The sequence below is a fragment of the Pseudarthrobacter sp. NPDC092424 genome (assembly GCF_044754925.1).
GTDB lineage: Bacteria > Actinomycetota > Actinomycetes > Actinomycetales > Micrococcaceae > Arthrobacter.
The window spans coordinates 255,650-269,731 of record NZ_JBIVQC010000004.1; the positions used below are offsets into that span (position 1 = coordinate 255,650).

The following is a 14,082-nucleotide window of genomic DNA, read 5'->3' on the forward strand; positions in this document are numbered from 1 at the left end:
TCTCCCTCGCCAAGGTATCGCTGACCAGCTTACCAGCGCCCGCCCCCATAACTGAAACCGGCCGAAAGCGGCTAGGCGTTGCCGTCGAACAGGCTGGTGACGGAGCCGTCGTCGAACACCTCACGGATGGCGCGCGCAATCAGCGGTGCGATGGACAGCACCGTCAGCTGCGGGAAGCGCTGCGCTGAGGACAGCGGCAGCGTGTTGGTGACCACAACTTCCCGGGCGCCGGACTCGGACAGGCGCTGCGCGGCCGGCTCGGAGAACACGGCGTGGGTGGCGGCGATGATGACATCCTTGGCGCCGGCGTTCTTCAGAACCTGGACAGCCCCGGAGATGGTTCCGCCGGTGTCGATCATGTCGTCGATGAGCACGCAGGTGCGGCCTTCGATCTGGCCCACCACGGTCTTGGAGACGGCCTGGTTGGGCACGGTCAGGTCGCGGCTCTTGTGCACGAAGGCCAGCGGTGCACCGCCCAGGCGTTCGGCCCACTGCTCGGCAACCCGGACGCGGCCGGTGTCCGGGGAGACCACGGTGATGTTCTCGGCGTCCACGCGGGTGCGGATGTAGTCCGCCAGCAGCGGGATGGCCATGAGGTGGTCCACGGGGCCGTCGAAGAAGCCCTGGATCTGGGAGGTGTGCAGGTCGACACTCATGATGCGGTCGGCGCCGGCAGTCTTGTACAGGTCGGCCACAAGGCGGGCGGAGATGGGCTCGCGGCCGCGGCCTTTCTTGTCCTGCCGGGCGTACGGGTAGAACGGGGAGACCACGGTGATGCGCTTGGCGGAGGCGCGCTTCAGCGAATCGATCATGATCAGCTGTTCCATGAGGTGGTTGTTCAGCGGGGCCGGGTGCGCCTGGATGACGAACGCATCCGTGCCGCGCACGCTCTCGCCGGCGCGCACGTAGATCTCCCCGTTGGCGAAGTCGTAGGCGTCGACGGGCAGCAGGTCCGTACCGAGCTCCTTGGCGATCTCCCGTGCCAGCTCCGGATGGGCCCGCCCGGAGGCGAGCACCAGCTTCTTCTCGCCGTGCGCCGTAATTTCGCTCATGGTTACTTGCCCTCTTCTGTAGATGCCGGGGTACTTGAGGAATCTGTGGTGGCCGCCTGTGCCAGTTCCGCGGAGCGGGTTCCCGGCCTGTGGGCGGGAACCCAGCCTTCGGTATTGCGCTGGGCGGCGATGCTCAACGCAAGGGCGCCGGCTGGCACGTCTTTCCGGATCACCGCGCCGGCACCGCTATAGGCGCCATCCCCCACGGTGACCGGAGCAACGAAGACCGTGTTGGAACCCGTGCGGACGCCCGAGCCGATGACCGTGCGGTGCTTCTTCTCGCCGTCGTAATTGGCCGTGATGTTGCCGCACCCGATGTTGGTGTCCTCGCCGATTTCGGCGTCCCCGGCGTACCCGAGGTGCGAGAGCTTGGAGCCGCGCCCGATGGTCACGTTCTTGGTCTCGTAGAACGCGCCAATCTTGCCGCTCTCGCCCAGGACGGTGCCCGGGCGGAGGTAGGTGAAGGGGCCGACGGCGGCGTCCGCGCCGATGCGCGCGCCGGAACCGTGCGTGCGGGTCACCTTGGCACCCTCGCCGACGGTGACATCCGTCAGCGTGGTGTCGGGGCCCACGACGGCGTCCCGCGCCACGGCAGTGGCGCCGTGCAGCTGCGTGTTGGGAAGGATCCGGACGTCTTCCTCCAGCGTGACGGAGGAGTCGATCCAAGTGGTCGCAGGGTCCACCACCGTGACGCCGGCGCGCATCCATGCTTCCACCGTGCGGCGGTTCAGTTCGGCCCCGAGCGCGGCGAGCTGGACGCGGTCGTTGGCGCCTTCGACCTGCCAGCGGTCGGTGGTGACGACGGCGGCCACGCGGCCGCCTGCCTCCCGCGCCAGCCCCAGGACGTCCGTCAAATACTTCTCGCCCTGGGCGTTGTCCGTGGTGACCTTGGCGAGGGCGCTGCGGAGCACGGCTGCGTCAAAAGCGTAGATGCCGGAGTTGACCTCGCGGACCTCACGTTCGGCGTCCGTGGCATCCTTGTGCTCGCGGATGCCGGTCACCGTGCCGTCGGCGGCGCGCAGGATCCGCCCGTAACCGGTGGCGTCGTCCAGGACGGCGGTAAGTACAGTCACCGCGTTCGCGTCCCGTTCGTGGGTGGAGACCAGCTCCGCCAGAAGACCTGCGGTCAGCAGCGGAACGTCGCCATAGGTGACCACCACGGTGCCGTCCAGCAGCCCCCGTGCGTCCAGGGCTTCCAGCGCCACCTCGACGGCGCGCCCGGTACCCGGCACCTCATCCTGGTCCACCACGACGGCGGCGGGGTCCAGGTTGCTGACGTGGCGCGCCACCAGGTCGCGTTCGTGCCGCACCACGATGGCCAGCTGCTGCGGGTTAATGCTGCGGGCCGCCAGGAGGGCGTGGCCCACCATGGAACGGCCGCCGATTTCATGCAGGATCTTGGGGAGACGCGATTTCATCCGGGTACCGGCGCCTGCTGCCAGAACGATTACTGCGGCGGGGCCGGCATTCTCGGGGATCACGTACGGGCTCTCCTTGCTTCGGTTCGCTGGCCGGCCGTGTCCGCCGGATTCCAGCGGGCACCGCATGCCATCCTGCGGGGCGCTCCTCGCCCCGGCAGTTCCGCCCATAGGATTCGAACCTATACTCCACGGCTCCAAAGGCCGGGGTGCTGCCGTTACACCAGAGCGGACCATGCCCAAGTCTCGAGGCCCGGGCACAAGTCCCTATTTTGCCACGGCTTCGGTGCGGTGCGCGACATGGCGGGACCTCCCCCGCCCCTTCAGCGGCTCCACCGCCTGCAATTCCGGGGGGAAGCGGTAGGGCATGATGGAAATGTGAGCAACAACCCCCTCCCCCGGACGCGCATGACCGGGCTCCAGCGCAGGAGCCAACTGATCGACGTCGGACGCGGCCTCTTCGCCGCACGGGGGCTGGACGGGACCACCATCGAGGAAATTGCGGTGTGCGCGGGGGTGTCGAAACCCGTCATCTACGAGCACTTCGGTTCCAAGGAAGGCCTCTACACCGAGGTGGTGGACTTCGAGTTCCGCATCCTCCTGGACGCCATCAATGCCGCCCTCGGCGACGAGGCGAAACCGCGCGTCCTCGTCGAGCGCGCCGCCCTGGCCCTGCTGACCTACATCGAGGACCGCACGGAAGGCTTCCGCATCCTCATGCGGGACGCGCCGCCGTCCCAGCCCGAAGGCGCATTCTCCACCCTGCTCTCGCACGTCACCGCCCGCGTGGAACATATGCTGGCCGACGAATTTTCCCGCCGCGGGCTCAGTGGGGAGGACGGTGCAATGTACGCGCAGATGCTGGTGGGCATGGTGGCCATGACGGGCCAGTGGTGGCAGGACAGCCGGCGGCCTGACAAGCAAACCGTCGCAGCGCACCTGGTCAACCTTGCCTGGAACGGCCTCACCGGCCTCAAGAAGGACCCGGAACTGCAGTCCGAAGGGTAACTCCCTGGTTCCGTCCGCGGCACAGGAGCCCTTCGCCGTCGCTTAGACACATCGCATAGGTGAGGTTCCGGTCGCTGGGCGACCTCCACGCCACGATGCGCCGCGATGCGCGACTACACGAAGGACTCCTGCACCGCTGGTGCCCGCGTCGTCTTTGTCAGTCGCCCAGGAGCTCCGAGGCTTCGAGCCACTCCATTTCCAGTGCTTCCTTTTCCTCGCCCAGGTCCTTGAGCTGCTTGTTCTGTTCCGCCAGGGCGTCGAAGTCGGACTTCTCCGTGCTCTTGACCATGTCGTCGTGGAGCTTCTTTTCCTGCTGGTCCAGTTTCTTGAGCTGGCGTTCAATCCGGTTCTGGGCCTTGCGTGCGTCCCGCTTCTCTGCCTCCGACGGGCCGCCTGCTGCCGCGGCGCTTGCGTTGCCGGCGCCGGCGCTGGTGACGGGGTTGCCGCCGCCAGCCACCGTGGAACCGGCCAGCGCGGACTCGCGGAGTTCCAAATACTGGTCAACGCCGCCGGGGAGGCCGCGGAGCTTGCCGTCCCCCAGCAGTGCCATTTGGTGGTCCGTCACGCGTTCCAGGAGGTACCGGTCGTGGCTGACCACCACGAGGGTTCCGGGCCAGCCGTCAAGGACGTCCTCCACCGCGGCGAGGGTGTCCGTGTCGAGGTCGTTCGTGGGTTCATCAAGCATGAGGACGTTGGGTTCGCCCACCAGGAGCCGGAGGAGCTGCAGGCGGCGGCGTTCGCCACCGGAAAGGTCGCGGACGGGGGTCCACTGCTTCTGGTTGGTGAACCCGAGCTGCTCCACCAGCTGGCCGGCTGTGAATTCCCGGCCGCCCACATTGAAGGACCGCTTTTCCCGCTCGATGACCTCGATCACGCGCAGGTCGGCCACGTCGTCGAGTTCCTTGACCTCCTGCGTGAGGACCGCCGTCACCACGGTCTTGCCCCGCTTCACCTTGCCCGCATCCGGGGTGATCTCCCCGTTGAGCAGCTTCAGCAGTGTGGTCTTGCCGGCACCGTTGACGCCCACCAGGCCCAACCGCTCACCCGGGGCCAGGCGGAGGGTGATGTTGTCGAAAAGCTTCCGGCCGGCGTCGTCATCCTGAAAGTTCAGGGACACGTTCTCCAGGTCCAGGACATCCTTGCCCAGCCGCGCCGTCGCCATCTTGCTCAGGGCCATCGAGTCGCGGGGCGCCGGAACGTCCTCAATCAGGGCGTTGGCCGCCTCGATGCGGAACTTCGGCTTGGACGTGCGGGCCGGGGCGCCGCGGCGCAGCCACGCCAGTTCCTTCTTCACGAGCTGCTGGCGTTTGCTTTCGACGACGGACGCCATGCGGTCCCGCTCGGCGCGCGCCAGCACGTAGGCCGCGTAGCCACCTTCGAACGGGTCGACGATGCCGTCGTGGACTTCCCAGGTCCTGGTGCAGATTTCGTCGAGGAACCAGCGGTCGTGCGTGACCACCAGGAACGCACCCTGGTTGGCACGCCAGCGGCTCTTCAGGTGCCGTGCCAGCCAGGCGACGCCTTCGACATCGAGGTGGTTGGTGGGCTCGTCCAGCATGATGACGTCGTGGTCCTCGATGAGCAGCTTGGCCAGGGCCACGCGCCGCTTCTGGCCCCCGGAGAGTGCGTGCACGTTGGCGTGCCAGTCCACGTCGGACACCAGTCCGCCCATGATTTCCCTGATCTGGGGGTTGCGCGCCCATTCGTAGTCCGCCTGGTCCCCCACGATTGCGGCACCCACGGTCAGGTCGCCGTCGAGCACGTCGCTTTGGTCCAGGTAGCCGATGTTGACGTCGCCGCGCTTGGTGACACGCCCTGAATCGGGGGTCGACCGCAGGGCCAGGAGCCGCATCAGCGTGGATTTGCCGTCGCCGTTGCGGCCCACCATGCCGATCCGGTCGCCCTCTTCCAGTCCCAGGGTGACGCCGTCCAGGACAGTGCGGGTTGCGTACGAGACGGTGAGGTTCTCGCCGCCAAGAAGGTGTGCCAAAGGGAGCTGCTTTCTGCTGCGGGGGTTCGGAAAAACTAGAGGAGGGTGTCGGACATGATGCGCGCGCCGGGTACCGGGCCGTGGACCGGCAGGGCGGTCAGGCCGAAGCGGCGCAGGTCCGCAGCCAGTCCTTCGGCTGCTATGGAGTCCTCGGCAAGGAGGGCCACCGTGGGGCCGGAGCCGGAAACGATGCCGGCCACCGCTCCGTGGGATTCGCCGATTCCCAGCGTATCCCGCAGGGAAGGCGCCAACTCGATGGCGGCGCGCTGCAGGTCATTGACCAGCACCGTGCCCAGGGCGTCGGCGTCGCCACCGCGCAGGGCCGTGAGGATCCGGGGATCAACCCCTGCAGGTTCGGCGGCCTCCACGCCTTCGGCCGCCCGCATCCGGTCCAGGGTGCGGTACACCTCGGGAGTGGAGAGGCCAAAGTCGGCGGCCACCAGCACCCAGTGTGTCTGCGCTTTCGCCAGGGCCGGGGACAGGTCGTCGCCCAGTCCGAGGCCGACGGCGGTGCCTCCCAGAAGCGAAAAGGGCACGTCCGCGCCAAGCTCGGCTGCGAGGTGGGCCAGCTCTTCGCGGGACAGGCCGCTGTTCCAGAGGGCGTCACAGGCCAGCAGGGTGGCCGCGGCGTCCGCTGACCCGCCGCCCATGCCGCCGGCAACAGGCACCCTCTTGGTGATTTCAAGATGGACTCCGGTGGCGTGCTCGGAAACATCGGCCATGATGGCAGCCGCTTTATAGGCCAGGTTCCGGTTGTCCAGGGGGATGTCCACACCGTCCAGATCCAGCGTGCTTTCTGCGCTGACCGACACCGTGATACCCGGCGTTTCCGTGCTGGTGGCCGCTACTTCCTCATAAAGCGAGACGGCCAGGTAGACGCTGGCAACGGAGTGGTAGCCGTCCGGCCGGAGTGGCCCCACATCCAGGGCGACGTTGACCTTGCCCGGCGCCTTGACCCGGACCGTCCGGGGCGCGAACCGCCCGGGCACGGCGTTCACCGGGCGGCCTCCCTGGCCTCGGCGATCCGCGCAAACGCGGCAATGTCGATGACCTCGCCGCGGGCGGTGGGGTCGACACCGGCAGCCACCAGGCAGCGTTCGGCCTCCGGTGCCCCTCCCGCCCAGCCGGCGAGTGCAGCGCGCAAAGTCTTCCGGCGCTGGGCGAATGCGGCGTCCACCACGGCGAAGACCTGCTCGCGCGTGGCGGTGGTTGCCGGCGGTTCACGGCGCGTGAAGGCCACCAGCCCGGAGTGGATCTTCGGCGCAGGCCAGAAGACGTTCATGCCGATCACTCCGGCCTTGCGCATGTCGCTGTACCAGGCGGCCTTCACCGAGGGAACCCCGTAGGTCTTGGAGCCCGGGCCGGCGGCCAAACGGTCTGCCACCTCGTCCTGCACCATCACCAGGCCGTGCCGAAGGGTCGGGAAGTGCTGCAGCAGGTGCAGCACTACGGGCACGGCAACGTTGTAGGGCAGGTTCGCCACGAGCGCGGTGGGCTCCACAGGCAGTTCGGTGACCTTCATGGCGTCTGCGTGGACCAGGTGGAAGGCATCGACGGCCCCGGGGCGCCAGTGGGCCACGGTTTCCGGAAGCTTGGCGGCCAGCACCGGATCGATTTCGACGGCGACCACGGTGCCGGCCGCGTCCAGGAGCCCCAGCGTCAACGAGCCCAGGCCCGGGCCGACTTCCAGGACCGCCTCGCCGGGTCCGATGTCGGCGGCGGCCACGATCCTGCGGATGGTGTTGCCGTCAATCACGAAGTTCTGGCCCAGGGTCTTGGTGGGCCTGACACCGATTTCCTCCGCCAGCCTGCGGATGTCGGAGGCACCGAAGAGGGGTGCGGGCGCGGCAGGGGTCGGTTCAGTCACGTAGGTATCCTATCCCGGGGCGTGACCGGGCCGCCGTCGTCCTTAACGCCAGTGGCCGGGCCCGGGAGTCCGGGTCCGGCCACGGTGCCCTCAGCCGGGCAGGCGGTGCAACGGGTCAGGCCGTGGCGGCCCATCCGCAGCCCCAGGGCTGCAGGCCGCGTTGGGCATAGACGCGGTTGGCGATGTCGATCTGCTGGGCCTTGGTGGCCAGGCTGGCGTTGGGGGCGTAGGCACCGCCGCCGGCGCCGATCCAGGTCTGGATGTCGAACTGCAGCCCGCCGTAGTAGCCGTTTCCGGTGTTGATGCTCCAGTTGCCTCCGGACTCGCACTGGGCAATCGCGTCCCACATGGCTTCATTCATCATGGCCGGAGCCGCTGCACCGGTGTTGCTGGCGGCGGCAGCAGGCTTCGGGGCTTCCTTGGTTCCCACGGTGACCTTGCGGGCCACGGGCTTGGCTAGGACGGTTTCGGCCACCAGGGCGCGGGAAGCTTCGCGGCCGTCCACCAGGACCAGCTTGAACGTCTTCTGCAGCTTGCCGGGGGTGCCCTCGCGGGTCACTTCCTCTTCGCCCTTGGGCAGTTCTGCGCTTCGGGTGGTGAGTGTCTCGAAGGGAACTTCCTCGGTGGCCACCACGGTCTTGCCCTTCTGCACGCGGGAGACCTTGATGACCATGTTGTCCACCACGTGCGCGCTGCCCGGCTGGGAAGAGCGGTCATTGGCACCGAGGCTTACACCCGCTCGATCCAGGACCTCCCGGACGGTAGCTGCAGTGGTGGTGGCCGTGTCCACCTTGCCATCGGCAACGATGCTGACTTTCTTGGGCGTCGAGATGGAAACGAAGGACCCTTCCACGGCGAGCCGGGAGTCCTTGGGCACCGAGACCGAGGAGGCGCTGGCCACGCCGAGTTGGGTCACCAGTCCTGCCACGTCCGGCGCGGTGGTGTTAACGGTCTGTTCGGAGCCGTCCAGGCTGACCTGAACTTCCTTGGCCTTGTTGACGTTGATCACGGTCCCGTTGCGGACGGATTCGTCGATGGCCGGGGTCACCCGGTCTTCGGGCGACAGCTCCAGGCTGGCGCTCTTGACCACCTGCCCCACGGTTCCACCGAACGTCTGGACGGAAGAGACTTTGCCATCAACGTTGAGCGTGATGGTTTTGTTATTGCCGACGAAGGCCACCAGGCCTGCCACCAGACCGCACAGCACCAGGAGCTGTGCACCAACCTTCAAGAAGCTGAACTTGCCGTCCGACGTAAAAAACTTGACCACGATTGCCCGTAACTTTTGGTCCATCCGGGCACGGGGATAGCGCATTAAACTCCCGGAAGCACCACTCACGGGGCTGTCCGGGCACCCTTGCGCCGCCACACTCCTGCCCCTCGGACAGGCCGGGCCCAGGCCCGGCACCACACGGTGCAATAAGGAGTGAAATTACCCGCTGGCCTTCCCCGACCCCGGCTAACAGTTATCCACTGTAACCGTAGCGTTATAAACGGACCAACAAATATACATACCGGGTATGCACAAGCGGCGCTCCGCAGCGTTGCCGGTCAGTCCCAGGATCCGTAGGCCCGCAGGGTATTTTCGCTGATTGCCGCACACAGCCCGGCGAGGTCCGAACCTGTCAATTCCGCCATGGTCCGAACGGTGTAGGGGACCATGTAGCTCGCGTTCGGCCGGCCCCGGTGCGGGTGGGGAGTGAGGAACGGCGCATCCGTTTCCACCAGCAGCAGCCCCGGATCCGCCACGGCGAGCGCACCGCGCAGGTTGGCGGCGTTCTTGAAGGTCAGCGTCCCGGCAAAGGACATCCACCAGCCTTCTTCATTGCAGATCCGGGCCAGTTCCTCATCGCCGGAGAAGCAATGGAACACCACGCGCTCGGGTGCCCCTTCCTCGCGGAGGACCTGGACAACCTCGCGGTGCGCGTCGCGGTCGTGGATCTGCAGGGTCAGGCCCAGGCGTTTGGCGATATCGATGTGGCGGCGGAAAGAATAGCGCTGGTGCGCCAGGCCCTCCCCGGACGTGCGGAAGAAGTCGAGCCCGGTTTCCCCGATGGCCCGGATGCGCGGATGCGCTGCGAGCCGTTCGATCTCCGCAAGAGCCTCTTCCAACCCGCCGCGTTCCGCGTACCGTGGCGCGTCGTTCGGGTGCAGCGCCACGGCACCGAGCAGCCGCGGATCCAGGTCGACGGCGGCAGCGGTGAACCTGGAGGACTCCAGGTCGCAGCCTACCTGCACGGCACCCTGCACCCCTACTGCTGCGGCGGCATCCATCGCGGCGGCAATGCCCACCGGGGCGTTTCCGTCCGGGAAATCCAAATGGGTATGGTTGTCCATCACCGGAACCGGCAGGGGCTCCGGAGCCGGCGGGAAGGCCCGCGCCTTGGCCACCCCGGAGGGGCCCGGACCGGCAGTCTCTTCGGTGCCCGCACCGCGGTAGGCGGCGGGAACAGCGTCATCACACATTCGTCCAGCTTAATGCCGCCGGCGGTCCGCCAGATTTACCGGAACTCACTCCCGGCCGCAGCAGTTGTGTTAGTAGTCTGGAAGATACAGATGCGAGCGCCTACGGCTGGTAACGGCAGGCTTGCTGACCCGTCCAGGTAATACCCGTTGAAAGGTTGCCGATGGAGTCCCACCAACGCACTGCTGACACGCCGGGCTCCGGCAGCCGCCCGGTGGCGGTCCCCGCGGGTGCGGCCGTCCGGCTGAACGGGCACCGGCCGGTCCCGATGGAAGCCGGCCCGTTCCACGATGCCACCCGCCGCATCCTGGACACGGTCAATACGGTCATCGACGGCAAACCCGATGCCGCCCAGCTGGCATTGACGGTGCTGCTGGCCCAGGGCCATCTCCTGGTGGAGGACGTCCCCGGGGTAGGCAAGACCCTGCTCGCCAAAGCGCTGGCACGCACCGTGGACTGCACGGTGAACCGGATCCAGTTCACGCCGGATCTGCTGCCGTCGGACGTCACTGGCGTGTCCGTCTACAACCAGGCATCAAGGAACTTCGAATTCCGGCCGGGCGCGGTCTTTGCCAACATCGTCATCGGGGACGAGATCAACCGGGCGTCGGCCAAGACCCAGTCCGCCCTGCTCGAATGCATGGAGGAACACCAGGTCACGGTGGACGGCACGTCCTACCACCTCGACGAGCCGTTCATGGTGGTGGCCACCCAGAACCCGATCGAGATGGAAGGCACCTATCCCCTGCCGGAGGCCCAGCGGGACCGCTTCATGGCACGTATTTCCATGGGGTACCCGGACCGGGAGGCCGAGATCGACATGCTTGAGACCCACCAGGCGGCGTCGCCCCTGAACAGCGTCACTGCGGTGGTTACCGCTGCGGAGGTGGCCTCGATGATCACCACGGTGCAGCAGGTGTACGTCTCGCAGGCGATCAAGGAGTACACCGTGTCGGTGGGCCGGGCCACCCGGGAGAGCCCGCTCCTGCGCCTGGGCGCAAGCCCCCGTTCCCTGCTGCAGTTGCTCCGGGCGGCGAAGGCCACGGCCGCGCTGGACGGCAGGGACTTTGTGCTTCCGGACGACCTGGGCCAGGTCGCCGAGCCGGTGCTGGCGCACCGCATCATCCTTGACCGTAAGGCAGCGGCAGCCGGCGAAACGCCGCAGAGCGTGGTGCGCGCTATCCTGTCCCGGTTGCCGGTAGCCGCCGGCGCCGCTCCAGCCACCAGGAACCGCTAGGGCCAGCCATGGCGCAGCAGGGCTGGTTGCCCGGACACCTGTTCACCCGGCGCGGCTGGGGCATGCTTGCAGCGGGTGCAGCGTCCCTCGCGGCCGCACACATCATGGGCCGCCGGGATCTGCTGGCGCTGGCCATCCTGCTGATCATGCTGCCCCTGGCTTCGCTGGCCGGCCTCCGCCTGGTCCATCCCCGGTTCCGGGTGGCAAGGACCTTCACCCCCTCCCCGGTGGAGACCTCCGCTCCGGTCCGGGTGCACCTCATGGTGGCCCGGACCGGTCCCGGGACGGGACGCGCCGTGATGGAGGAACGCCTGCCGGCCCGGTTCGGCGAATCCCCGTCCTTTCGTTTTCCCTCGCGGGCGGCCACGGGGGGCGCCAGCCGGTACGAGTACCGGCTGCGCCCGCCGCAGCGCGGCCAGTTCCTGATCGGCCCGGTCACCGCCGAGTTCACCGACCCCTTCGGCCTCTCCCTGCACAGGCAGGCGATCGACGACGGCGAGACGCTGACCGTGACTCCGGCCGCCGTCGTGCTTCCGCGGACCGTATTGGCAGGAGCGCGGGGCCACGACGGCATCACCGCCACCCGCAGCCGCGCCAACCCCAGCGACGACGACGTCATGACCCGGGAATACCGCCACGGCGATCCCATGCGCCGGGTCCACTGGGCCGCGACGGCGCGCCACGGCGAACTGATGGTGCGGCAGGAGGAATCCGTCACCACTCCCGAGGCCACTATCCTCCTGGATCTGCGGGCGGCAGCCTTTCCCGGCGGGAACCATGACGAAGGCGTGGAAGCAGGCAGCCCGGCGTTCGAGTGGGCAGTGGTGGCCGCCATGTCCCTCAGCTCCCACCTGGCCGGACGAAGCTACGCGCTCAGGCTGCTGGACCAGCACGGCGCACCGGCGTTCCGGCATTCGCCGTCCGCGCCGGAACCGGAGACAGAGGAATACGCGGGACCGTCCGGACTGCAGTCCATCGCCGAGAGCCTGGCCGCCATTCTGCCCGCCGCCGCGCACCGGGATGGCCGGGGAACCGCGCTGCCGCGGCGTCCCGATCCGGAATCCCAGCCCGCACCGTTCGACGACGGCCTGATGGACAAGCTGTCGGCGCACCGCATGCGGGGTCCGCTCGTTGCAGTACTGGGACGGATCAGCGCCGCGGACGCGCGTGCCCTGGCACCCGCGGCCACATACGCCACCACAGCCATGGCGGTGGTGGTCACGGAAGTACCGGCGGAGGCCGCTGAGGCGCTGGAACTCCTGCGCGCCGCCGGCTGGCGTGCCGTGGCGGCGGCGCCTAGGACTTCCGTCGCCGACGCGTGGGGCCGTCTGGACGCCGGCCGGGCAGCCCGGACGGAACCGGGATCCGACGCGCGCCGGAGAGCCGGAGCCGGGCTATGACCATCGCACCCGCCCGGAACCGCGGGCAGGGAAGGAATCCGGCGGCTGGTTCCGGGAGCGGACCCGGAGCTGCACCCCCCGCTGCCCTGCGGCCCCGCGTGGGAGCGTTTCCCTGGGCGATGGCCGCCGCCGTGGCCGTGGCAGTATGCGGTGCTGCCCTCTCCCTGAACGGTGTACTCCGCGGCTGGGGCTGGTACCTGCCGGCGCTCACCACGGTCCTGGCCGTGTGCTTCACCCTGGCAGCGCTGCGCTCGTTGCGGGCCCAGCCCATCCTTGTCACTGCGGGCGGATTCCTTTCCCTGGGCGCCGTCCTCACGCTCACTTTCTTCCGCCGCAGCAGCATCGCCGGCTTCATCCCGGCAGGGGCCACCATGGACGAACTGGACCGGCTGCTGCGCCGGGCCAGCGAGACCGTCCTTGCCGAAACCGCCCCCGTGGCCCCGAACCCGGGCATCGTGATGGTGTGCTGCGCCATTTTGGGCCTTGCCGTGATCCTGGTGGACGCCCTCGCAGTTCCCCTGCGCATGCCCGCGGCCACGGGGGTTGGGCTCCTGGCCCTGATGGTGGTGCCGGCGGTGATCAAACCCCAAAGCGTAGGCCCGTGGTCCTTCGCAGTGACCGCAGCCGGATATCTGATGATCCTGGCATTCAGCCAGTGGTTCGTCCCGCAACCGCTGGCCGGGGAGGGCATGGCACGCACCCCCGGCCAGGCGCGCCGCGCGGCGCTCACCGGCTCCGCGGCCCTGGCCGCCACGCTGGTGCTTTCTTCCGTGATGCCGGGATTCGACCAGGGCACCTTTCCCCAGGGCTCCCGGCTGAACCCGTGGGGCGCATCCACGGGGCTGAACCCCATGATCACACTGGGAACCAGCCTGCGCACCCCCGAGGGAAGCGGCAGGATCACCTACGCCACCAGTGCCACGGCACCTGTGTACCTGCGCTCGGTCACGGTTGACCATTTCGACGGCGAGTCCTGGGGCCCGGACGACCGCACCGCCTCCCGTGTGCCCCTGTCCGGGCGCATCGACCCTGGCTACGACGTCCTGGCCGGAGAGCAGCGGCGCGTGATTACCGCAGTTGATGCCGGCACTTTCACCAGCCCGTACCTGCCGGCTCCGTACGCACCCGAAGCGGTGCTGGGACTTAGCGGGCGCTGGACCTGGGACCCCGCCACGCTGAGCATCAAAGGGACAGACACCACTTCCCGCCGGCAGGAGTACGTGGTGGTCTCCACCGCTCCGGCCGTCACCGCAGCGCTGCTGGCGGGCTCACCGCGGCGGGTGGAAGGCATCGCGGAGGACTTCATCCGCGTTCCGGGCAACGTGCCGGACATCGTGCGGGCCACTGCCACCGAAGTGGCCGGGCCGGTAGAAAGCCCCTACGAGAAGGCCATGGCGATCCAGCGCTATCTCCGCTCGGCCGCGTTCACCTACTCGCTGGAGTCCCCGGTCCAGGGCGGCTACGACGGCAACGGGCTCTCGGTCCTGGCGGATTTCCTGGACCGGAAAAGTGGCTACTGCGTCCACTACGCGTCGGCTATGGCGGTAATGGGGCTCTTCGCAGTTGAGGGTGTAGTCGAGGGTCGGCGGCTGGTTCGTGGATAGACGTCGAGGTCTTCCAGGATGGAAGTTCTCACACTGCCCATC

The 14,082-nt window shown here is 68.2% G+C and carries 10 protein-coding genes, 1 tRNA gene and 1 pseudogene; 4 read left to right on the forward strand and 8 right to left on the reverse strand.

Features of this window, described 5'->3' with window-relative positions; all coding sequences use genetic code 11:
- Window positions 1-71: 71 nt before the first annotated feature.
- The 3 genes from ACIQCN_RS08980 to ACIQCN_RS08990 form a co-directional block, all read right to left on the reverse strand.
- Entirely contained in the window at window positions 72-1,052 is a 981-nt protein-coding gene (locus ACIQCN_RS08980) for a ribose-phosphate diphosphokinase (protein WP_400605913.1), read from the reverse strand.
- Between the two features lie 2 nt (window positions 1,053-1,054).
- Window positions 1,055-2,533 (reverse strand): bifunctional UDP-N-acetylglucosamine diphosphorylase/glucosamine-1-phosphate N-acetyltransferase GlmU, encoded by a 1,479-nt coding sequence (gene glmU / locus ACIQCN_RS08985; RefSeq protein ID WP_400605912.1) that lies wholly within the window; start codon window positions 2,531-2,533, stop codon window positions 1,055-1,057.
- Window positions 2,534-2,631: 98 nt separating this feature from the next.
- A tRNA-Gln gene (locus ACIQCN_RS08990) sits at window positions 2,632-2,703 on the reverse strand.
- Window positions 2,704-2,878: 175 nt separating this feature from the next.
- Here ACIQCN_RS08990 and ACIQCN_RS08995 point away from each other — a divergent pair.
- A complete protein-coding gene (locus tag ACIQCN_RS08995; RefSeq protein WP_400606412.1) occupies window positions 2,879-3,478 on the forward strand; it encodes a TetR/AcrR family transcriptional regulator in 600 nt (199 codons plus the stop codon).
- Between the two features lie 157 nt (window positions 3,479-3,635).
- On the opposite strand, the gene ACIQCN_RS09000 is transcribed toward ACIQCN_RS08995, so the two are convergent.
- From ACIQCN_RS09000 to ACIQCN_RS09020, 5 genes are all read right to left on the reverse strand, one after another.
- Window positions 3,636-5,468, reverse strand: coding sequence for an ABC-F family ATP-binding cassette domain-containing protein (locus ACIQCN_RS09000; RefSeq protein WP_400605909.1), 1,833 nt, complete (start codon window positions 5,466-5,468; stop codon window positions 3,636-3,638).
- A 35-nt stretch (window positions 5,469-5,503) separates the two neighbouring features.
- A complete protein-coding gene (locus ACIQCN_RS09005; protein WP_400605906.1) occupies window positions 5,504-6,466 on the reverse strand; it encodes a 4-(cytidine 5'-diphospho)-2-C-methyl-D-erythritol kinase in 963 nt (320 codons plus the stop codon).
- A complete protein-coding gene (gene rsmA / locus ACIQCN_RS09010) occupies window positions 6,463-7,335 on the reverse strand; it encodes a 16S rRNA (adenine(1518)-N(6)/adenine(1519)-N(6))-dimethyltransferase RsmA (protein WP_400605903.1) in 873 nt (290 codons plus the stop codon). The genes ACIQCN_RS09005 and rsmA overlap by 4 nt, the downstream gene beginning before the upstream one ends.
- Window positions 7,336-7,450: 115 nt before the next feature.
- Window positions 7,451-8,629: a transglycosylase family protein gene (locus tag ACIQCN_RS09015; protein ID WP_400610507.1), complete on the reverse strand. Its 1,179-nt coding sequence runs from the start codon at window positions 8,627-8,629 to the stop codon at window positions 7,451-7,453.
- Between the two features lie 257 nt (window positions 8,630-8,886).
- Window positions 8,887-9,801, reverse strand: coding sequence for a TatD family hydrolase (locus ACIQCN_RS09020; protein WP_400610509.1), 915 nt, complete (start codon window positions 9,799-9,801; stop codon window positions 8,887-8,889).
- Window positions 9,802-9,962: 161 nt separating this feature from the next.
- Here ACIQCN_RS09020 and ACIQCN_RS09025 point away from each other — a divergent pair, with 161 nt between their 5' ends.
- The 3 genes and pseudogenes from ACIQCN_RS09025 to ACIQCN_RS09035 form a co-directional block, all read left to right on the forward strand.
- Entirely contained in the window at window positions 9,963-11,036 is a 1,074-nt protein-coding gene (locus ACIQCN_RS09025) for an AAA family ATPase (protein ID WP_400605897.1), read from the forward strand.
- An 8-nt stretch (window positions 11,037-11,044) separates the two neighbouring features.
- Entirely contained in the window at window positions 11,045-12,436 is a 1,392-nt protein-coding gene (locus ACIQCN_RS09030; protein WP_400610511.1) for a DUF58 domain-containing protein, read from the forward strand.
- Window positions 12,433-14,010: pseudogene (locus tag ACIQCN_RS09035) on the forward strand (DUF3488 and transglutaminase-like domain-containing protein); the annotation flags it as partial. The gene ACIQCN_RS09030 and the pseudogene ACIQCN_RS09035, both read left to right, overlap by 4 nt.
- Window positions 14,011-14,082: the final 72 nt, after the last annotated feature.

Coding starts and splice junctions, on each gene's coding strand:
- ACIQCN_RS09030 (WP_400610511.1), top strand. CDS start 11,045: ATGGCGCAGCAGGGCTGGTTGCCCGGACACCTGTTCACCCGGCGCGGC.
- ACIQCN_RS09015 (WP_400610507.1), bottom strand. CDS start 8,629: ATGGACCAAAAGTTACGGGCAATCGTGGTCAAGTTTTTTACGTCGGAC.
- ACIQCN_RS09025 (WP_400605897.1), top strand. CDS start 9,963: ATGGAGTCCCACCAACGCACTGCTGACACGCCGGGCTCCGGCAGCCGC.
- ACIQCN_RS09020 (WP_400610509.1), bottom strand. CDS start 9,801: ATGTGTGATGACGCTGTTCCCGCCGCCTACCGCGGTGCGGGCACCGAA.
- ACIQCN_RS08995 (WP_400606412.1), top strand. CDS start 2,879: ATGACCGGGCTCCAGCGCAGGAGCCAACTGATCGACGTCGGACGCGGC.
- ACIQCN_RS08980 (WP_400605913.1), bottom strand. CDS start 1,052: ATGAGCGAAATTACGGCGCACGGCGAGAAGAAGCTGGTGCTCGCCTCC.